Raw genomic sequence first — 20,304 nt, forward strand, 5'->3', positions numbered from 1 at the left:
ATACGTAGCTAGAAATCCCACACAAAATTTCGTTCACCCCCTACACCCTTACACCCCTAAACCCCTAAACCCCTATACTAATCACGAGCATCATCAACTAAGCAGGATTTAGTTGGTTTTTCAGGTTTGGCATTTGGGCTATTAACAAGCAATTGAGAAACTGGAGTGTCTGGGGTAATATCTCCATTGAGATTTACCCAAAGTTCACCTATGCGGAATGATTGATCACATTTTACTTCTACTTTATCTCCTGTTTTAGAGCCGAAAGATGATAAGGATTGATCAATTTCTTTGACGGCAATTTTCCGACCAATATTATTAGCAAATAGCTGCTGCACTGGTGATTGATTAAAGGCTTGCAGAAGTACAATTGACTCGGAAAAATATTCTTCTGGTGTACCTTGGTAACAAGTACCATGCTTAATCCATTCGTGGCGGTGCAAATTTGATAATGTTCCAGGCATTACAGCTTGTAATTTTTGCCAAGTTTCAGGGGACAACTCTTTTTCTACTGCTGGTAACTTTGACCAGTCTCTATCATTGCCGTTATTGATCTTTTTATCACCATCCAAAGCCCTGTCAGTTCTACTAACACCACAATAAATATTATCGTCAGGTTGAGGCCAAAGACCATGCAAAGTGAAATTAGTAGCTTCAGGACGACTGGGATCTTTAGCTAATCGTTTACATTCTTCTTTGTCTGGTTTGCTTTCACAAAATGCAGGTTGCCAACTGATAGCTAATAAGTAATCTTCACCAACGGGAATTGGAATTATAGGTGTGTCGGGAGTGGGATTAGGAGTTGTATCAACTGGTAAACTCGCAATATTCAGACAACTAGCCTCAACCCAACGTTGAGGAGGATTAGCTTGAGAAATTTGTAATAAGTAGTGGGAAGGGATATCTTTATTCTTGCCCACAATTTGGTAAGTTTCTCCCAGCTTTAATCTCACATTGCCGGGGTTAGTTCCTTTTTTAATAGAAACTACTGCTTCACAAGCATTTGTAGCCGTGAATTGACCATCAAAGGAGATGAAAGCGAGAGCCGTGTTAGGCTGTAGTAAGAAAGAGAACACTAGTAAGACTGCTAATACAAGTGTTTTCCTAAGCGATCGCAGCATTAGTATACTCCGTAAAATTCGCTAAAAAGGGTGATTTTGGCTCTTATGTAAAGATACAAGAGCAAGTCACGACTTCCGGAGAATGTTTTTCTACAGTCTGCCTTACTTCTATAGTGAGTGAGTTAATATACACTTAGTTATAAGTAAAATTTTGGTTAGTAGAGCAATAATAGTACAAAAATTGCAATAAATTTTAAAAATGTTACTAGAACTTATTTAAGTAATCATCAAAAAAAATAATTTTAACAAATTCTCAGCTTAAATTAATTTAATTAGACAAGAAAAGTATTAAATTAATTCTGGATGAAAGTTTGAGGATTTTTGAAAAATGCAGTGGAAATATTTAATAGTTCTAGCAATTATTACTAATCTAGTTGTTGGATGCACAGGGGAGTCTAGGAGTAATCAAGTTGATAATCCAACACCAAATAATACTACAACTAGTGCTAGTGCGCCTGTTGGAGTTGGTAATTTTCAAGCAGCAGAACACCCGACTAAGGGGAAAGTTGCAGTTGTCACAGAAGCAGGTAAACAATATCTAGAATTTGATGAAAATTTCAAAACAGATAATGGCCCAGACTTATTTGTGATTCTTTATCGTACTGATGCACCACCAGTATCGGGTATTAAAGAAAAAGATTATACCCAGATTGCCCCTTTGCAAAAAACTAGTGGTAAACAACGTTATGCTGTGCCACAAAATATTAAGCTAGCAAACTATAAATCTGTAGCTATTTGGTGTCGTAAATTTAACGCTACATTTGGTTATGCTGCTTTATAAAGCTACATAAATATTAAATTTGTGTAGCAAATTAATAGACATGAAAATAAAAATTGAATATCTATTATTAATATGGAATTAGTAGATTTCTTAGGACTTGTACATCCAGCGATCGCAGTTACCATTGTTTTCCCCTGCATTGGTATCGTTAGTTACTTTGCGTGGCAGACACGGGAACGCCGACTACAAAGCGCAGACGGTGGTAAAAGCAAGATTCCGCCAATTGTAGGCGGAGAACATAAGCGAATTGGGGAATGGCTATGTATTGCTGTTGTGGGTTTATGCTTATTAGGTTTAGCCTACCCCATCGGTAAAAATATCATCAAAAAACAACTGTGGAATCAAAACTTATTCCAGCTAACATTTATTGTATTGATGTTTATTTTAGCTATAGTTTGTTTAGCCCTGCTGTTAAGAGCTAGGGAGCGTTTATGGCGTGGTATATTCGCCACATTAACTGGTACAGCTTTAGTCATTTTAGGCTGTCAAGATGGCGTATTTCGTCGCACGAATGAATGGTACTGGTCACACTACTATATAGGTATTACCGCATCATTACTCATGATTTTTTCTGTGGCGATCGTACAAGATATTTATCAAGATAGATCACATCGCTGGCGGTTGATACATACAATTTTAAATTGTGTGGCTTTATTACTATTTCTTGGTCAAGGATTTACAGGTTCACGAGACTTATTAGAAATTCCCTTAAATTGGCAAGAGTCATACATTTATCAATGTAATTACGCCCAGAAAACTTGTCTAACCCCAAATAATCAAGCTCCCAAGTGAAACAACTTCACAAATTGCAACCCCAAATAGATCCATTTTCCTTACGCTTACGTTTAACAGTTGGTATTGCTGTACTTTCTACTTTAGGTCTAGGCAACTTAGCATTCTGGACAGGGTGGAAAATACAGCAAATTTTAATCAATAACCATAAAAATAATATTGAAACAATTGCTCAAAGGCTACCTCGTGATGTGCAGATTTATAGTGAAATGATGCCACCAGAAGCTGCACTACAAAAATCAATTGATAGCCTCACAGCAACCAATACATATTTATGGGTAAAAAATTCTGAAAATCAGATTATAGGTAAATCTAATAACTGGAACCAGTTACCTAATAAAACCACAACTGAATTAATGTCCCTGGGTGAAATGATCCTACAAGCACGCATAGAAAAAGTAGGGGGACGTTATTTTGTGTTGTGTGGCGGTGCTGTTCCCGTCAAGGGAAAAATTCTAGGTAACTTATTTGTGATTCAGGATGTCACCCGTGAACAACAGATGTTTTTAGTGATGGTGCGGAGTTTGGGTGTTGGCAGTATTGTAACAATTATAGTCATGTCCATTGCGATCGCCATCTATGTCAAGCGTTCTTTGCAACCATTAATGCAGCTGAGTCAAATGACATCTGTAATTTCCATCGCTGATTTAGGACAAGCCAAATTATATCTAGATAAAGCACCAAGTGAAGTCAAAGAACTAGCCCAAACCTTCAATATGATGTTAGCGCGACTTTCCCAATCTTGGGAACAAGAGCGTCAATTTGTCAGTAATGTTTCCCATGAATTACGCACACCCCTAACAATAGTACACGGCTATTTACAAAGTGTTTTGCGCCGACAAACAAACCTGAATGAAATGCAGCGAGAAGCCTTAGAAACTGCTGCATCAGAAGCAGAAAGAACAATTAGACTCTTGCAAGATTTATTAGATTTAGCTAGAGCTGATAGCGGTTATTTGCAGTTTTGTTTAGAAGAATGCGTATTAAATGATTTAATTGTAGAAGTGGCAGGGATGGCGGAAAAATATAGCGATCGCCAGATAATCATCGAAAATCAAAATAAACCAATTATCGCCAAAGCCGACTACAATCGCCTCAAACAAATATTACTTAATTTAATTGATAACGCCGTAAAATATTCTGAAGCAAATACACCCATAACTTTGAAGTTAGATCAACAAGAACAAGCAGCCATCATCCAAGTTGCAGATCAAGGTTATGGCATACCTTTACAACAACAATCACGGATTTTTGAAAGATTCTACCGTGCCGACGAAGCCCGTACAAGTTCCATAGGTGGCTCCGGTTTAGGATTATCTATCGTCAAAACCCTTGTAGAAAGCATGGATGGTAATGTCACAGTGCGTTCTAGGTTAAATGAAGGAAGTACGTTTACCATTACCCTACCCAGGAGTTAGGGATTGGGGACTGGGGAACAGGTAACAAAGGTCACAGTCTCTTAAGATAGACTAAGAACTAATGACTAATGACTAATGACTATTGACTAAAATCCTATGCCAACCATTTCCATTACTGATTCACTAATTCCTAACCCAGTACCGCAATCAGCAATTATTCGGCTAGAAAATATCTTTAAAATCTACGGTAGTGGAGAAACTGAAATTCAGGCTTTAAATAATGTCAACTTAGCAATCAACGAAGGTGAATATTGTTCCATTATGGGGCCTTCCGGTTCAGGTAAGTCCACTGCTATGAATATTATCGGCTGTCTCGACCGCCCAACCACTGGACAATATTATCTAGATAACGTTGATGTGGCACAAATGAATGATGCAGATTTAGCACACATTCGCAACAAAAAACTGGGGTTTGTCTTTCAACAATTCCACCTACTACCCCAACTCACAGCTTTAGAAAACGTGATGCTACCAATGGTGTATGCGAGTGTTAATCCTAACGAAAGACGCGATCGCGCTACAGAAGCACTAATTAAAGTAGGCTTAGAAAAGCGACTAAGTAACAAACCGACTCAACTTTCTGGTGGACAACAACAAAGAGTAGCGATCGCCCGTGCCATTGTCAACCGTCCCGTCGTTCTCCTGGCTGATGAACCAACCGGCGCACTCGATTCTCGCACCACTCAAGAAGTTCTAGATATCTTCACTGAACTTAATCAGAGTGGAATTACCGTTGTTATGGTGACACACGAACCAGAAGTGGCGCGTCAAACTCGGCGCATTGTCTGGTTTCGAGATGGACAAGTAGTACATTCTCACCTCACACCAGAAAATTTACAGGAATCGCAATTTGCGGAGTGAATATTTTCATTTTCCATCTGTGACCACCTCACGTATTTTCGTGATTCTCCTCTAGAAAAGCAATGCTCAAGCTGTGAACACATCTAGCGGCAAACGCTAAAGGATATCAAACAAATATAGTTTTGACATCGTTAATTACCGTGGTAAGATATATTTGCCCAAAATATATACGGTCGTAAATCTCAAATCTGCTGTCAGCAACAGCCCTGACATCAAAGTGATAAACTCACCCCAAAATCACCCCATAACTTTGTGAAGCTAGCATCATCTTTAAGTACCAGATCAGCAATAATGACGGCGTTGAAACAATAAAAACAATCGCAGTTATTCACGTTGCTCACTTCGCTAAAAGTATGCTATCGGCAGTATTACCGTAAATCTATTCCCTGTAAATGTAGTATCTCTATCGGAAAATACAGCCAAGTTTCATAGTTTTAGTTCTATTAGTCTACATAGCTCTACTAGTCCTGATTATTAGTAGTCAAATCTTGCTATTTAATATTTTAGACATTCACTATTTACCCACACTCATAGCGAGCAAAACCCAATCACTACAAGACTCATCAGTCAATACTTCTGCAAATCAACTTTGACACAGCCATATCGAAAACAGAAAAATTTTTGTGATTTTCAACCAAAAATATAGTCAGTCAGTTTATATTATAATTTTGCAACCACTATCAATTAGACATTCAGCAAACACTACAGATACCCTCAACATACTTGTTGGTAGAAGTCTATGTTTTCTGAATGCTACGGCAATCCTCAATTATTCCCAAGAGCTGAGAACCTGTGTTTCTCGAAAAAATAAAATTTATGCTCGGAATTATTCCCAATCCCATAGGATTGTTAACTCTGTTCAAGATTAATTTATTCTTGAATTCAGACATACAATGGGTAGAGGCAGCAACCACAAGAAAGTGCGGTTTTTTCTTATCACCCCAGGTTTAACTAATGAGACTAGTTTACAGAATTGGTGTCAGTCCATCTATGGAACGGTTCTTACAACAAGGAAGGGAATATGAGCAACTGATAATTATGTTGAGAGATATTTAAACTCATTATCAAAGCTTAAAGAAAACTCACAGATGTTTTTTTTGGTCTATTTCCGTTAAACCTACTAAATATCTAGTGCTAATATCGCCATGAATGCACATCGAGGATCTGCTGTACTCAGTTCTACCGCTTTTAGAATGCAGCCAGCCGCAACAGGGCTGACTGAAAATCATCGTTTGCGGCTTTTTTCTGGTTCTGCCAATGTATCACTTTCCCAAGAAGTAGCCCGTTACCTGGGTATGGATTTAGGCCCCATGATTCGCAAAAGATTTGCAGATGGGGAATTATATGTCCAAATTCAAGAATCAATTCGCGGTTGTGATGTCTACCTTATTCAACCGAGTTGTCAGCCCGTTAATGACCATTTAATGGAACTGCTGATTATGATTGATGCTTGTCGGCGTGCTTCTGCTAGACAAGTAACAGCAGTCTTACCTTACTATGGTTACGCTCGTGCCGATCGCAAAACCGCCGGCAGAGAATCCATCACCGCCAAGCTAGTTGCTAACCTGATTACCCAAGCAGGTGCTAACCGCGTTCTGGCGATGGATTTACACGCAGCGCAAATTCAGGGCTATTTCGATATTCCCTTTGATCATGTCTACGGTTCACCAGTCATATTAGACTATTTAACCAGCAAACAACTGCATGATATTGTAGTTGTCTCCCCCGATGTCGGTGGTGTAGCCAGAGCGAGGGCTTTTGCCAAAAAACTGAATGATGCGCCCCTAGCCATTATTGACAAGCGTCGTCAAGCACACAATGTGGCGGAAGTCTTAAATGTGATTGGTGATGTCAAAGGTAAAACCGCCGTTTTAGTTGACGACATGATTGATACAGGCGGAACCATCGCTGAAGGCGCGCGGTTGTTGCGAGAAGAAGGCGCACGCCAAGTATATGCTTGTGCTACCCATGCAGTTTTCTCCCCACCTGCAATTGAGAGATTGTCTAGTGGCTTGTTTGAGGAAGTAATTGTCACTAATACTATTCCTATTCCCGAAGAAAAGCGATTCCCCCAACTGGTGACACTATCAGTAGCCAACTTGTTAGGGGAAACCATCTGGCGCATTCATGAAGATACTTCTGTAAGTAGTATGTTCCGGTAATTTGGGCATGGGGCATTGGGCATGGGATTTGCGTTCCTAGCCCCCCTGCCCCCTGCACCCTGCCCCCCTGCCTTCTACTAATGCCTCCAATTCTGTAAAAACTCTTGTTAACTCTTCCACAATGGCAGTCAGTTGAATTTTTCTGAGTGCATCTATGAGTGTTCGGTAATACCACAAAGTACCGTCTTTACCGCCTTGGAAGCGTTGCCATAGAGATTCACCCACTAAACGATAATCTTGCAGGAGTGAGCGCAGGTTGTGGAGTTTATCGGCAGACGATACCAGTAGCACCGATGGCGAAGCTGTGGGTAGATGGGCAATATACGCTTCCTTACGTTGTCGCCAAGGCGGTTTAGGGGTGGTATCAGCATCCGTGCAACCATCTACGATGTTTGTGACATTTTCACCAAAGCGGCGGAGAATTTCGGCGCGTGTAGCTGCACCCCCTTGGTCTTCTATGGCATCATGTAATAAAGCTGCGATCGCTTCATCTTCATTCGCACCATATTCTAAAGCAATACTAGTTACACCCAATAAATGGGCAATATAGGGAACACCAGAACCTTTTCGCACTTGGTTGGCGTGTAGTTCTGTGGCATAGATTAAAGCCTGGCGGAAGCGTTCAGAAAGTATGATCATAAAAATTGCCATTGGCTCTACGGACATTAACTTCCAGATAAATCCTCAGCCGTAATCAAAGTTAGCTCAAAATCATCTAACTTGTGAAGATTATGGACAATGCGATTTGCTTGTTGCTCAATACTGCGCTCAAATAAAGCACGGGCAAAACGTCCATTGCCAAAATTTCTGTCTCGTTTGACATGAGCCAGTTCAAAGGTCGCCTGTAAGATGATATGGGCTGAAGCATCTAGAGTGTAGCCGTTATCGTGACAGAATTTTTTGAAAATTAATAATAACTCTTGGGGATTGTAGTGATCTAAGTAAAATAAGCGGTGTAAGCGGGATCTAAAACCAGGGTTAGAAGCGAGTAACCGATCCATTTCTTCAGTGTAACCAGCAATGACCACCGCCAAGCGATTGCGACAATCTTCCATCCGTTTAATTAATATCTGCAATGCTTCCTTACCGTAGTCATTGGGGCTATCTTCGGGGACTAGGGCGTGGGCTTCATCAATGAACAAGACACCATCTAAAGCTTGCTGGACAGCATTTTCCACCCTCAGCGCAGTTTGGCCAATATAGCCACTGACAATTCCTGCCCGGTCAGTTTCTACAACGTGTCCCCGTTCCAGAAATCCCAACTGTTTATACAACCTCCCCACCAAACGCGCAATTGTAGTTTTACCCGTCCCTGGAGGCCCGTACAGCATCAGGTGGAGGGAAGTGTCTACAGTTTTTAAACCCCGATGTTGTCGTTCAGTTTGGACTTTGAGGTAATTTGCTAAAGAGAAAAGTTGCTGTTTGGTGCGCTCATGTCCAACTAACGCCTTTAAATCTGCAAATACTTGCTCTAGACTATCGTCTAAAGGTGGCTCATGCTCCACAAAGTTAGCTTTGGTTTCGTATCTTGAATCATAAACCTCTAAACTGCCATCGCTGATGTCTTTTTCCGTATCAGGCGCGCTAACCATGAGGCTGTGAACTTTCATTTTAATTTTGTCGTGGATGACAAAACCAAAATTCCGGCCGGGAACATCCATTAACTTGTCTGCGGGAAACTTATCTACTAGGGTACTGTTAATGTAAAACTCGACAAAATTGCCCACCCGGCAAATCTCTAGTAAATTAACAGCATTACCACGCTGAATGCGATCGCAACGTTTCCAATCTGTATAATTGACGAAACTACCATTTCTCACCTCAGCAATGCGATAACAAGCATTACCAGAAATCACAAACTCAAAAAAATTGCGATCGTCCAATAGTCCCCAGACGAAGCCATAACCATGATCCTCTACACCAGCAGCTTTTTCTAAGACCATGTGAATATGAAAATCGGTTCTGTCGTAAAAGAACTCCGTCGAGTTCCACGATAGCCAATAAGCATCCCCTGCCCGTTTGTGGTCAAATACATAGTGACCCACTTCCATGTAAAGGCTGCACTCTGAGCTATCCCGTGTCACCCAACTACAGCGATTATCTTGAAAGTGTTCCTCAAAAATTAGCATTGCGTTCCTCTGTAGCTCTGTGTGTAGAATCAGCTGCTAACTATTTCATTCTAAACACGCCTCAACAGACTTACTTGTTGACTAAACTCTTCTAATCTTTTCCCCACAAGCACTTCAGCCTCTGGAGCAGATTTTCTTTATTGGGCAGAAATTCCCCTGCTTTCCTCTCTTCCCCTCACGCACGACTAATGGTAAAAAACAATTAGCAATGAGCATATACCACTATGGCAAATTTTCTGCACACTCCCAGGTTACGTATTGGCGAAGATAACGAGGAAGAAAGACGCGCAACTTGGCTGGAGTTGTTTTATGATTTGGTGTTTGTGGTTGCAGTCTCTCAGCTAGCACACAATTTAAAAAGTGATATCTCCCCGTCAGGATTATGGGGATTTGTAGTTTTATTTATACCTGTTTGGTGGTCTTGGATTGGTACAACATTTTACGCCAACCGCTTTGATAGTGATGATATTGGACATCGCCTGCTAGTTGGAGTACAAATGCTAACCGCCGCAGCGATGGCGGTGAATATACATCATGGTTTGAGTGAGAGTGCAGCCGGATTTGCCTTAGCTTACGCTTTGGGGAGAGCGATTTTAGTAGTTCAGTATGTTTTGGCGGGAATACATATACCAGCAGCCAAGGCTTTAACTACTCATTATGCCATCGGTTTTGCGATCGCTGCTGTATTGTGGTTGCTATCCGCCTTTTTACCTGCTCCTTGGCGATTTGTACTTTGGGGTTTAGGAATCATCATTGACTTTGCTACACCCTTAACAGCACACAAAGTCCAAATGGGACTTCTCCCCCATGCTTCCCACCTGCCTGAAAGGTTTGGGCTGTTTACTATTATTGTTTTAGGTGAAGCCATCATTGCTGTTGTCAATGGAGTTTCTGAACACCATTGGAATATTCTTACCGCCATTTCTGGTTTATTTGGGTTAGGTATTGCTTTTGGGTTGTGGTGGATTTATTTCGATAATTTAGGTGGAACACCCATTGAAGCCGCAAAAGTCAGTGGCAAAGTCAGTATTATGAATATTTGGCTTTATACTCACTTACCTCTAGTAATCGGGATAGCTGCTGCTGGTGTAGGTGTAGAAGAAGTCATCCTTAATCAGTCAAAGGTAGCACTTCCTGATTCACAAAGGTGGTTAATATGCAGTGCTGTAGCTTTATGTTTAACAGCTATCAGTATTTTGCATAATTTTGGTGTGATTCGCTATTGCAAAATTCGCTCCCGATATCGCATCATAGGGGCAATTTTATTAGTGGCGATCGCTGTTTTTGGCGAAGGTTTATTACCCATTGCTGTCATCACCCTGGTGGCTGTAGTTGTCGCTGTACAAGTTATCCAAGACTTATATCAAAGTCGCCCCAGCAACCGATTAATTGACCCGGAATTTTAACATAGATACAGGGGCAGAAGATAAAAGAAAGATTCTATTTTGAATTTATCTATGCCCAATTTTAATCTGCGATCGCCCAACGCACATAAGGACGAAAAGCCGCAACAGTTTTATACACAATCAGCTTTCCTGGTGGGTTAATCTTCCGCAAATCCACCCGAAAGTATGCTTTTTCATTTTTAAATTCTATATTATAAAATACATATTCTTCTGAGATGGTTTTGCCTACACAATTGGCATACTGACTATTTAAATTTGACACAAATTCGACAAAATGCTGATTATTTGATGGTACTAATTTCGTTGTATCTGCAAACAATCTCGTATCTGCTACTACTGTATGTTCTGCCCCACCTTCATAGGGAAGAATGATCCACCATAAACCGACTGTTTCGGGGCAATTTCCACTAGTGCGTTGTACATTTAACTGTACATTGGCAGTAGATAAAGGTTGTTGTGCTGGCTGTGACTGTGCAGATGTCGTCATAGCAATTGTTCCCATTACAACCAATGCGCCGACAATTCCACTAAGAATTCCGATTTCATACAACTTTTTCATAAACTTAATTTTTAAATTTTCAGTTACAAGAAATTTCAGCTAAATCAGATACAAAATTGTAGAATAAATTCGCTAATAAACTGTTCCCTATTCTCTATTGACTAATGTGACTGGATAGCAGAAATAAAAGTGTCGTGTTGTGACAAATTATCGTGTTTTCAGTTACAGTTATTCGCTCCGGAAGTAAGCAACAATGTTGATTAATCAATAGCAATGCAGCCCTTAACGTAAATTACGCTGCTGTTACATGAAACCTAGAATTATTGTTTGCGGCTTAGGACGAACAGGATATAAAATCTTTCGTCTGCTGAGACAACAGGGAGCGTTTGTCGTTGGTATTCATCACAAACCCATTCCTGGTGAAGCAGCAGGCGATGTCATTATCGGTAATTTATGTGCGGCTGCTACTCTCACAGCAGCAGGAATTAAGGAGGCGCACACCTTAGTCATAGCAGGTTCAGAAGATGAACTAAATTTGTCAGTGATGATGCAAGCACGGGTATTAAACCCTGGTATTCGCATCATTAATCGCCTATACAATCTCAATTTGGGTGAACGTCTGGATCAAACATTATCAGACCACTTGAGTATGAGTGTAGTGAGTTTAGCTGCACCATTATTCACCTTTGCGGCTTTAGGAAATCAAGCGATTGGACAAATTAAGTTATACGAACAAACTTGGCCAATTCAAGAAGAATATATTGATGAACATCATCCTTGGTTGGGTCGTCAATTGAGTGATTTGTGGGAAGATCCCACACGGATGCCAATTTATTACTTACCCCTGGAAGGGGAAATGAATTTAGTTTCGGCAGTACTATCGGGACAAAAGTTAAATATTGGCGATCGCTTAATTGTGGGCATCCAACCGCGCGTTCGTCAAATCCGCCGTTCTTTAATTAAAAAACTCCTGAAAGTTTTCACGAGTCTGCGCCAGTTTCAACAACATGGACAATCGGTTGTCGCCGGTGCGATCGTGCTTTTGGCGGTAATTTTGACAGCCACTTTCACCTATATGTCCACAGAATTGAGTTTATCTGTAGTGGATGCGCTTTATTTCTCTGTCGGCATGATTACAGGCGCAGGCGGTAATGACCAGGTTGTGGAAAATGCCCCCAATAGTGTGAAAGTTTTTACTGTCGTGATGATGTTAGTAGGAGCGATCGTCATTGGTATCTGGTACGCCATGTTGACCGATTTTGTCTTGGGTAATCGCTTCAAGCAATTTTGGGATGTGGCGCGTGTTCCCCTACGACATCACTATATTGTCTGCGGTTTAAGTGGCATTGGCAATCGCATTGTGCAGCAACTCCACAACAGTGGTCATGAAGTTGTAGTAATTGAAACTGACTCCAATAACAGATATATTAACTCCGTCCGGGGCTTAGGTATCCCTGTAATTCAAGGTGATGCGAGTTTCCGCACCATCTTGCAAACTAGCAATGTCCACTCTGCGGCGGCGGTGTTAACTGTCACCAATAACGACGCTACAAATCTGGAAATTGCCCTGAAAGCCAAAGGTTTAGCACCAAAAATCCCCGTGATTGTCCATTATGCTGACCCAGATTTTGCGGGGATGGCAAAACAGGTGTTTGACTTTGAAGCTGTACTCAGTTCCGCAGAATTAGCAGCACCCGCATTTGCAGCTGCGGCTTTAGGTGGTCGTATCTTAGGTAATGGCATCACTGCCGATAAACTTTGGGTAGCCTTTGCAACTTTAATTACACCCTCACACCCTTTTTGTAGCAACTTAGTCAAAGAAGCCGCCATGTCTGCAAATTTTGTACCTTTGTATATAGAAAGCAATGGTCACATAATTCAAGGTTGGGATTTGTTGACTACTTACCTCAAAGAAGGTGACATTTTATATTTGACCATGCCAGCTAATCGTTTATATCTGTTGTGGCGCAATGAGCGAGTCTGTGGTAATCAAGTTTGACTATAAGAGCTTACTTGTAAAATAAATATTAAGTAGTGGCGCGGCAAGCCTTAAATGTTGCAAAAAAATTGTAGTGGACTGACACGACTAAAATGATGCAATAAAAAATCGGTTTCATCAGCGTTTATCTGCGTCCATCTGCGTTTTAGCCCACTACATTCGCCAGAAGGATTTTTTACCAAACCCTATCCCTGTTTTGTCACTCTAGGCAGAGGAAAAGTAGAAATCAGGGTGAGTCAGGAAAATAAATATTGAACTGGTGAGGTGATAAATAATAGATTGAAGTTTAGAAAAACCCAAGGACAATTGGGGAATAGGAAAAACTGTTAACCAGGGATATATTAGGTTAAATAAAGTAAAAGGTTGAATTATTAAACGGAGATTGTTAAGAATGTTCTTCCAACCCTTTCCATCATCCCACCAAGGATGAACAGCAAATTTTGATGGAGATTCAGGCACAGAAAACTGCATTTGTTCAGAGTGAAGGCTAACCATTAAATAGCTACTACAAACAATCTCCCACCAGCGTTCAATATCCGCATAGTGAGTCAGACGATAATCTGCCCAACCTAATTCATTCTTACTTTGCTTCAAGCCATATTCAACCCATGTTCTTAACCCATAGAAATTCCCAACTTCCCTGGGTGTAATATCGGGATATTTAGTCATGACATACCAAGTAGAGTTTCCTGGCAACTTTTCAACGTCTGTGGTGATCTGCCAATATCTATGTTCGCTACGTTTTCCGTAAATTATTTCTCTAATATATCGATTTTCACTGTCGAGGTCAGAAAATACACGTTTAAATCTCTGCCACTCTAGATATTGAGTATGCTGTCGTGGAAGTAGCTTTACATCGTGGTTTGAGCGAATTGCCACTATATAGTTTAGATTCATTTCATCTAACACTGATACAAAATTAGTTCCGCTTTCTCCATACAAACTATCTGCCAATACTAAATTAAATTTAAAGCCTAGTGACTTGAGCTTTCTGATTAAATTAGCGGCTATTTGTGGCTTGGTTAGATACTTATCTTCTGGTTTTAATCTTTCACGCGGCTTGTATACTTCAAACAGCAGAGGAAAGGTCATTCCGCAGAATACACCGTATGCTGTAACCACTACAATTCCATTGTCAACCTTTCCTAAGTTTCCTATATATTGTCTTTTGACATAATCTGTTGATGAGCCTTTCTTTCTATCTCCAGTTTCGTCAATAATTAAAACGATTGGTCTACCTTTTATGATTTCTAAAATTAGTTCTAAACGTAAAGCTCTTAGCTTCTCTATTTCCCAAGGTGATTTAGTTAAGAAATGATGTAAGCCTTGCTGATTATCTAATCCTACAATTTTGGCTATTTCTGGTAATGTTTTCCGTTTTAGTTCGGAAATGCAACCTATATGCAGGTATTTAAATGCTTCAAAGCTTCTAACATCTGAAAACAGACTTTTATACCACTGGCAATATTCGTCCACGAATTTGATCGTTTTCACGGGTGAACGAGGCTCTACCATTCTCTGTGCTTACGTTCTAGAGTTTTTACGTTCTTATACTACCGCGAAAGTGACAAATCAGGGCTATTTATTCACATTGAGTATCTGCGAAGTTTTTAACCTCTCCATCCATTTTTCTAAATAGACTCGGTTGGCTTCTTGTTCAGATGGTTCTGAACTATCAGCCGGATAAGGCATTAAACCTAAAATTGCTGCTGTGGTGACGCAAAACATCGACTTTTGGAAAGTCATACAAATCTGCACCCGCAAATCATCTTCACCTCGGAGACTTTGCCGATAAATCTTATGTAAATATTCTGGTAAATAATGACGCATATCTTGCATTAACAATGTGGGAGGAATACCTGCGCCACCAATAGGCAAAGGATCAGCGTATAATGCCCCATATTGAAATCTGGCTTGATCAGGCGGAATCTGATATGCTTGAGCGTTTAAAGAAACTGTTCCCAAGAAGGGAGTACCTCTAAAGAAAACCGCTTCTACATAGGGGACTGCTGTATCTGCTAAAAAGGTCAACCCTAAGCTTTTAGGAATAATATCATAGACCTTGTTGTTAATTGTCACTGCGTAGGTAATGGGCTTTAAAGCATCTGCCACTAACCCGGCTTTAATATGGTCTACAACTTGCGGAATTGTTTTAATTTCACCTCTGTCATAACGGTCTGATAAGTTGAGGAAAATATCAGCCATGACACGCCAAAATTGACCCAAGCCACTATAGTAAGCTGACACCCGCAGTTGTTCAATTAAAAAGTCGGGAAACAGTTGATTTATTCCCATAACCAAGGGATTTGTTGCAAATTTTGCCTTAATTACTGCTTGCGCCCTTTGTTGAAATTCTTTGGTATCTAAATAGGCATCTAAACCACCGCCACCATGCCACATCATGGCTTTCATACAGTATTCGGCATACTCAAAATTAATTCTGTCATGCCACCAATGGCGGAATAATTTTTGCGGAGTGATTTCGCCATTGAAATATTTAAAGAATGGGAAAAATACTAAAAATTGATGGTCAGCAATATAAATTAGATTTTTAGAATAAGCATCTAAAACTACACCATAGCTTTTGAGAATCCCCACAACTTCTAAAACATTTTGGGGACTATCTACAAGTAGAGCTTGACCTGTAAGTAGCCGTTCGACAAACTCAGATAAAGGTTTATTCGGCTTATTTTTAACAGTTACCATTGCCAATTCTCCTAATAAAATTTTTAAAATTATGCTTGTTAGGGACTTCCAGAGAATAAACTATCCAATTTACCTACTTTAAAATAACTGTCTCTCCCCCTGCTCCCTGCTCCCTGCCCCCTTGCTATTCAGGTGATTGTATATTTTTTAATTGGAAGTCCCTTATTTCTGGGATGTTTAGTAATGGCAATGGCTAACTGTCTTGCTAGAACCCATCAGCCATTACTAACTGGCAGTTCGATGTTTAACTTTTGTCTGGTGTGTGATGCAATGAAACCGTGGCTACTGTATGTTCTACACTCACCATAGCCGTAACAGTGGGTTCGCTCCAGTGTACTAACCAAGTAGGTTGGATACCAAAAATGATAATTAAGGTTGCTAATAACATTGCTGGGGCGCGATCGCTCCAGTAAACTCTAGGTAAGCTAATTACTTGCTCAGACAAACGCCCGAAAAAAGCACGGTTAACCAGAATTAAGAAATAAACTGCCGTTAAACCAGTGCCAATCATTGATAACAACGTTTGGATGGGAAATATCGCAAAACTCCCTCTAAACACGATAAATTCGGAAATAAACCCTACCATTCCAGGAGTTCCAGCACTAGCCATTACACCTAAAATCATCAAGCTACCAATGACAGGTAAACCCCGTTCTGGGTTCAGCAGTCCTCGAATCACGCTTAAATCTCGGCTTCCAGCTTTTTGGTAGACAACACCGACTAACAAAAACAGCATTGCCGAAATTAACCCGTGGCTAATCATCTGCATCACAGCACCCAATGTGCTTAAGGGTGTAGCAGCAGCCGCCGCTAGTAAAATATAGCCCATGTGACCAATTGAACTATAGGCTACCATCTTCTTCATATCAGTTTGCGCGATCGCACAGGATGAACCATACAACACGCTGACCACAGCCCAAACTGCTAACCAAGGTGCTAAATATCCCCAAGCTGTCGGTAACAAGTTCATCCCAAACCGCAACAAGCCATAGGTTCCCAATTTCAATAACACACCAGCCAGCAGTACGGAAATTGGTGTAGAAGCTTCAACGTGAGCATCTGGCAACCAAGTGTGAAAGGGAACTAATGGCATTTTAATCCCAAAACCGATGAGAATTCCCGCCAAAAGTATCAATTGGGTAGCTAAGGGTAGGGCTTTTGTATTTAATGCTGTAAGAGCAAAGCTATTAGCACCACTCAACCACACCAAACCCAGGAAACTAGCTAGAATTAGAATCCCAGAAACAGCAGTGTAGATGAGGAATTTTGTTGCTGCGTAACCGCGTTTTGCCCCTCCCCAAATGGCAATGAGTAGGTATAGGGGAATTAGTTCTAACTCATAAAACAGGAAAAACAGCAGTAAATCTTGGGCGAGGAATGCACCTGCGACTCCAGCACTCAATATTAGGATTAGGGCGTAATAAAACCGAGGACGTTGTAGAGATTCATCGCTGCTGTAGATGGCGATCGCAGTTAATAGCGCATTTAACAACAGCAAAGGTAAAGATAAGCCATCTACCCCCAGATTATAGTTCAAGCCCAAGGCATTGATCCAGGGTAAAAACTCACTGAACTGCTGGTTAACTTCTCCTGGACTAAATTGGCTAGCTAAAAACACCGTCCACAAGAAAATTAACCCAGAGGAAATTAAAGCCACACTCCGGGAGATTTTCCCATCCTCGCCAGCAGGTAATAAACCAACTAACAACGCACCCAACAAAGGGGCAAAAATTAAAGCACTCAGCATAAGAAAGGGATATAAAAGTCGGAAGTCGGTATTTTCGGAACTCAGAAGTTAATTACTCCCTCACTCCTCTAAACTAATTACTCAACAAGGGCTAACGCCCCACTAACAGCACTCACTCACCACTCACCACTCATTACTCACCACTCAGCACTCATTACTCATTACTTATTACTTATTACTCATTACCCACTACTCAGCACGGGCTAAACGCCCCGCTTCCGCTAACAGCACTCAGCACTAAAAAGGCAACTTATCCAATAAGCCCAATGACCAACTAATAAAAAATCCCAGAATGCTAACTACCGCTAGGATGGTCAACATATAACCTTGAGATTGACCGGAAATACTGTACTTTAAGCCTTGTCCGCTTAAAATCGCGGCAAATCCCACTAGGTTTACTAAACCATCCACTAAATAGCGATCGCTCCAAGCGGAAATTTTCGATAGGATGGCGACAGCACTAACTATTGTGAGGCGATAAATCCGGTCAATGTAAAAGTCATAACCCAATAAATCCTGTACCATCCGCCAAGCCATGACTCTTGATCTCGACCAAGCTTTATGCAGATAAATGGTTGACCCAATTACTACACCCGCTACCGTAGAAGACACCAATACTAAAACCACATACCAATCAATACTTTCCCAAGCAGGTAGCAAGTACCATTGCTGTAGCATCAGAGGTAATAGTAAAGTCACAATTGTCAGTGACACCATTGGGAAAGCCATCGGCCAGCCCACTTCCGGGGCGCGACGGGTTTTTTGTTGCGGTTTACCCCAAAAAACTAATCTAAATACCCGCGTCAGGTTGAGAGCTGTTAAGCCGTTAACTAAAATGAGAATGGCAATTACCCAAGGACTCACTCTCACTAAACCATCAGCCCAAGACAACATTGCCCAAAAACTACCTAGTGGTAGCAGTGTTACCATTCCGGCTGCACCCACTACGTAAGCAGTAGTAGTGGCTGGCATTTTTGACCATAAACCACCCATTTCTGTTAAATCTTGACTTTGGGTGGTGAAAATCACAGAACCAGAACTCATAAATAATAATGCTTTAGCGATCGCATGAGTTAACAGCAGCATCAAAGCCACACCACCCTGCTGTAAACCTACCGCTAAAAATACCAGTCCCATATAAGCACTAGTAGAGTGGGATAAAGCCCGCTTAATATCAGTCTGCGCCAGAGAAACTAAACTCGCTCCTACTGCTGTCACACCACCAATAATTAGCAAAGCATTCAAAGCTACAGGTGAGAGAGCCAAAATTGGCTGCAACTTGTACAAAACATAAGCACCACCCGCTACTACCAAGGAGTTCCGCATCACTGAAGCTGGGTTAGGGCCTTCCATTGCTTCATCTAACCACAAATGCAAAGGAAACTGGGCGCATTTCCCTGCTGGCCCCGCAATTAACGCTAAACCCAACAAAGTAGCAGTTAATGGGTTTAAATTCGCCGTCTGCACCCACTCATATAAATCAGAAAAATTCAAACTGCCCGCTAAGGTAGACAGGGTGACAACTGCCATCAGCAGCATTAAGTCGCCAACTCGCTTTGTCCAAAAAGCATCTCTAGCTGCTGTCACTACTAAAGGCTGTGCGTACCAAAATCCCACTAGCAAGTAAGTAGAAAGTGTCAGTACCTCCAAAAGCCCATAGGTGAGAAACAAAGAATCACTAATTGCTAAACCACTCAATGCGGCTTCAAAAAATCCGAGCAACCCAAAAAACCGTGCTAACGCCCAGTCCTTTTCCATGTAGCCCAAAGCGTAGATTTGCGCCAGTATACTCAGCCCAGTAATTAATACTGTTGCCCCAATACTCACTACTGAAAATTCCAACGCAAAAGATAAATTGAAATCAGCCGCTTGAAACCAAGTAATAATCGAGGTTTCTTGTTCTCTGTTCCAAATATCCTTAAAAACCAAGAGGCTATGAGCAAAAGCCAAAAGGGTAGTCAACAAGTTCAAATATGCTGCCGGTCTAGGCCCCGTCCTGCGGATGATTCCTAATGTCCACGGCAAGGTAAAAAGTGCGCCTAATAGACTATAAAAAGGCACACACCAACTTGTTGCAAATAGAAACTCATTCATTTAGATTTCCCTTGAAGACTCAGCCTTAAATTTTCCTAAAACCCTTAGAATAATCATTTACTAAAAAAAAATAAATTGTGCTAAAAACTAGGTTTTTTTAACTTTTTTCCTGAATCTGGATATCCAGTAGGTTTTACTTACTATCCCTTTATAAAACTGCAATTAAACTCAAATTAATTGCCAAGAAAGCATTTTTATTGTGCATATTTTGGCTCTTTTAATGTCTTCATTTCTACTTTTAGAACATAATTTTATAAAAGTTATTTAAAAAACTTATGTATTTTTTGTTCAGTCTTGATCCATACTACAAAACGAGGGAAAATCAGAGACTACACAATTCATAGACTCCTATTGTTCCCCTCTAGACAGGATTAACCTAGACTTATTGAATATCTTTTCCCAAATGTAATAAAAAAATTATAAAGCACAAGTGGTTGCTCTAGTAATCCGTCAACTTTGATTGAACAGATCACAGGTACGAAATTTTGTTAAGTTTTTTAAAACTTTTTTATTATAAACTATTATACTAATTTATGTTGCCAGGGGAGCCAAGCTTTTCTATGCTTAATTTGGAAGTGTTTTTTAGCTC

16 protein-coding genes are annotated in these 20,304 nt (G+C 40.7%); 7 read left to right on the plus strand and 9 right to left on the minus strand.

Translation table 11 applies throughout. The features are described 5' to 3' along the window. Positions 1 to 77: 77 nt before the first annotated feature. Entirely contained in the window at positions 78 to 1,121 is a 1,044-nt protein-coding gene (locus CLI64_RS23350; RefSeq protein WP_103139462.1) for a ribonuclease, read from the minus strand. Between the two features lie 328 nt (positions 1,122 to 1,449). Between CLI64_RS23350 and CLI64_RS23355 the strand changes: the two genes are divergently transcribed. From CLI64_RS23355 to CLI64_RS23375, 5 genes are all read left to right on the plus strand, one after another. Further along, the gene (locus CLI64_RS23355; RefSeq protein WP_103139463.1) at positions 1,450 to 1,902 is read left to right on the plus strand and encodes a DM13 domain-containing protein; all 453 of its coding nucleotides are present in this window, start codon (positions 1,450 to 1,452) and stop codon (positions 1,900 to 1,902) included. Positions 1,903 to 1,974: 72 nt separating this feature from the next. Then, on the plus strand, positions 1,975 to 2,694 hold the full coding sequence (locus tag CLI64_RS23360; RefSeq protein WP_103139464.1) for a DUF4079 domain-containing protein: 720 nt from the start codon (positions 1,975 to 1,977) through the stop codon (positions 2,692 to 2,694). Beyond that, a complete protein-coding gene (locus CLI64_RS23365; protein WP_103139465.1) occupies positions 2,691 to 4,112 on the plus strand; it encodes a cell wall metabolism sensor histidine kinase WalK in 1,422 nt (473 codons plus the stop codon). Before CLI64_RS23360 ends, CLI64_RS23365 begins: the two co-directional genes overlap by 4 nt. Positions 4,113 to 4,208: 96 nt before the next feature. Continuing rightward, positions 4,209 to 4,973 carry an ABC transporter ATP-binding protein gene (locus tag CLI64_RS23370; RefSeq protein ID WP_103139466.1) on the plus strand — a complete coding sequence of 255 codons (765 nt, stop codon included), beginning with the start codon at positions 4,209 to 4,211 and terminating at the stop codon, positions 4,971 to 4,973. 1,145 nt (positions 4,974 to 6,118) lie between these two features. Further along, positions 6,119 to 7,135 carry a ribose-phosphate pyrophosphokinase gene (locus CLI64_RS23375; RefSeq protein ID WP_103139467.1) on the plus strand — a complete coding sequence of 339 codons (1,017 nt, stop codon included), beginning with the start codon at positions 6,119 to 6,121 and terminating at the stop codon, positions 7,133 to 7,135. Positions 7,136 to 7,171: 36 nt separating this feature from the next. Here the strand turns inward: CLI64_RS23375 and CLI64_RS23380 are convergent, their stop codons facing one another. Continuing rightward, positions 7,172 to 7,768: an HD domain-containing protein gene (locus tag CLI64_RS23380; RefSeq protein WP_103140844.1), complete on the minus strand. Its 597-nt coding sequence runs from the start codon at positions 7,766 to 7,768 to the stop codon at positions 7,172 to 7,174. A 32-nt stretch (positions 7,769 to 7,800) separates the two neighbouring features. After that, positions 7,801 to 9,264, minus strand: a complete 1,464-nt coding sequence (locus CLI64_RS23385) for an AAA family ATPase (protein WP_103139468.1) — start codon at positions 9,262 to 9,264, stop codon at positions 7,801 to 7,803. A 224-nt stretch (positions 9,265 to 9,488) separates the two neighbouring features. Here CLI64_RS23385 and CLI64_RS23390 point away from each other — a divergent pair, with 224 nt between their 5' ends. Beyond that, the gene (locus CLI64_RS23390) at positions 9,489 to 10,670 is read left to right on the plus strand and encodes a low temperature requirement protein A (RefSeq protein ID WP_103139469.1); all 1,182 of its coding nucleotides are present in this window, start codon (positions 9,489 to 9,491) and stop codon (positions 10,668 to 10,670) included. Positions 10,671 to 10,731: 61 nt separating this feature from the next. Here CLI64_RS23390 and CLI64_RS23395 read toward each other — a convergent pair whose 3' ends face one another. Further along, positions 10,732 to 11,229: a hypothetical protein gene (locus CLI64_RS23395; RefSeq protein WP_103139470.1), complete on the minus strand. Its 498-nt coding sequence runs from the start codon at positions 11,227 to 11,229 to the stop codon at positions 10,732 to 10,734. Between the two features lie 247 nt (positions 11,230 to 11,476). Here CLI64_RS23395 and CLI64_RS23400 point away from each other — a divergent pair, with 247 nt between their 5' ends. Continuing rightward, a complete protein-coding gene (locus CLI64_RS23400; protein ID WP_103139471.1) occupies positions 11,477 to 13,168 on the plus strand; it encodes an NAD-binding protein in 1,692 nt (563 codons plus the stop codon). 204 nt (positions 13,169 to 13,372) lie between these two features. Here the strand turns inward: CLI64_RS23400 and CLI64_RS23405 are convergent, their stop codons facing one another. From CLI64_RS23405 to CLI64_RS23420, 5 genes are all read right to left on the minus strand, one after another. Beyond that, positions 13,373 to 14,683 (minus strand): IS701 family transposase, encoded by a 1,311-nt coding sequence (locus tag CLI64_RS23405; protein ID WP_103137405.1) that lies wholly within the window; start codon positions 14,681 to 14,683, stop codon positions 13,373 to 13,375. 63 nt (positions 14,684 to 14,746) lie between these two features. Further along, positions 14,747 to 15,874, minus strand: a complete 1,128-nt coding sequence (locus CLI64_RS23410; protein WP_103139472.1) for a CO2 hydration protein — start codon at positions 15,872 to 15,874, stop codon at positions 14,747 to 14,749. Continuing rightward, positions 15,861 to 15,938, minus strand: a complete 78-nt coding sequence (locus CLI64_RS32225; RefSeq protein ID WP_157943342.1) for a hypothetical protein — start codon at positions 15,936 to 15,938, stop codon at positions 15,861 to 15,863. Before CLI64_RS32225 ends, CLI64_RS23410 begins: the two co-directional genes overlap by 14 nt. Positions 15,939 to 16,118: 180 nt before the next feature. After that, positions 16,119 to 17,621 (minus strand): NADH-quinone oxidoreductase subunit M, encoded by a 1,503-nt coding sequence (locus tag CLI64_RS23415; RefSeq protein ID WP_103139473.1) that lies wholly within the window; start codon positions 17,619 to 17,621, stop codon positions 16,119 to 16,121. Positions 17,622 to 17,858: 237 nt separating this feature from the next. Then, on the minus strand, positions 17,859 to 19,715 hold the full coding sequence (locus tag CLI64_RS23420; protein ID WP_103139474.1) for an NAD(P)H-quinone oxidoreductase subunit F: 1,857 nt from the start codon (positions 19,713 to 19,715) through the stop codon (positions 17,859 to 17,861). Positions 19,716 to 20,304 lie beyond the last annotated feature (589 nt).

The sequence above is a fragment of the Nostoc sp. CENA543 genome (assembly GCF_002896875.1).
Classification (GTDB): domain Bacteria; phylum Cyanobacteriota; class Cyanobacteriia; order Cyanobacteriales; family Nostocaceae; genus Trichormus.

Bases quoted from the DNA above. Each gene is read 5' to 3' on its own strand.
- CLI64_RS23350 (WP_103139462.1), bottom strand. From the start codon at position 1,121: ATGCTGCGATCGCTTAGGAAAACACTTGTATTAGCAGTCTTACTAGTG.
- CLI64_RS23355 (WP_103139463.1), top strand. From the start codon at position 1,450: ATGCAGTGGAAATATTTAATAGTTCTAGCAATTATTACTAATCTAGTT.
- CLI64_RS23360 (WP_103139464.1), top strand. From the start codon at position 1,975: ATGGAATTAGTAGATTTCTTAGGACTTGTACATCCAGCGATCGCAGTT.
- CLI64_RS23370 (WP_103139466.1), top strand. From the start codon at position 4,209: ATGCCAACCATTTCCATTACTGATTCACTAATTCCTAACCCAGTACCG.
- CLI64_RS23375 (WP_103139467.1), top strand. From the start codon at position 6,119: ATGAATGCACATCGAGGATCTGCTGTACTCAGTTCTACCGCTTTTAGA.
- CLI64_RS23385 (WP_103139468.1), bottom strand. From the start codon at position 9,264: ATGCTAATTTTTGAGGAACACTTTCAAGATAATCGCTGTAGTTGGGTG.
- CLI64_RS23390 (WP_103139469.1), top strand. From the start codon at position 9,489: ATGGCAAATTTTCTGCACACTCCCAGGTTACGTATTGGCGAAGATAAC.
- CLI64_RS23395 (WP_103139470.1), bottom strand. From the start codon at position 11,229: ATGAAAAAGTTGTATGAAATCGGAATTCTTAGTGGAATTGTCGGCGCA.
- CLI64_RS23400 (WP_103139471.1), top strand. From the start codon at position 11,477: ATGAAACCTAGAATTATTGTTTGCGGCTTAGGACGAACAGGATATAAA.
- CLI64_RS23405 (WP_103137405.1), bottom strand. From the start codon at position 14,683: ATGGTAGAGCCTCGTTCACCCGTGAAAACGATCAAATTCGTGGACGAA.
- CLI64_RS23410 (WP_103139472.1), bottom strand. From the start codon at position 15,874: ATGGTAACTGTTAAAAATAAGCCGAATAAACCTTTATCTGAGTTTGTC.
- CLI64_RS23415 (WP_103139473.1), bottom strand. From the start codon at position 17,621: ATGCTGAGTGCTTTAATTTTTGCCCCTTTGTTGGGTGCGTTGTTAGTT.
- CLI64_RS23420 (WP_103139474.1), bottom strand. From the start codon at position 19,715: ATGAATGAGTTTCTATTTGCAACAAGTTGGTGTGTGCCTTTTTATAGT.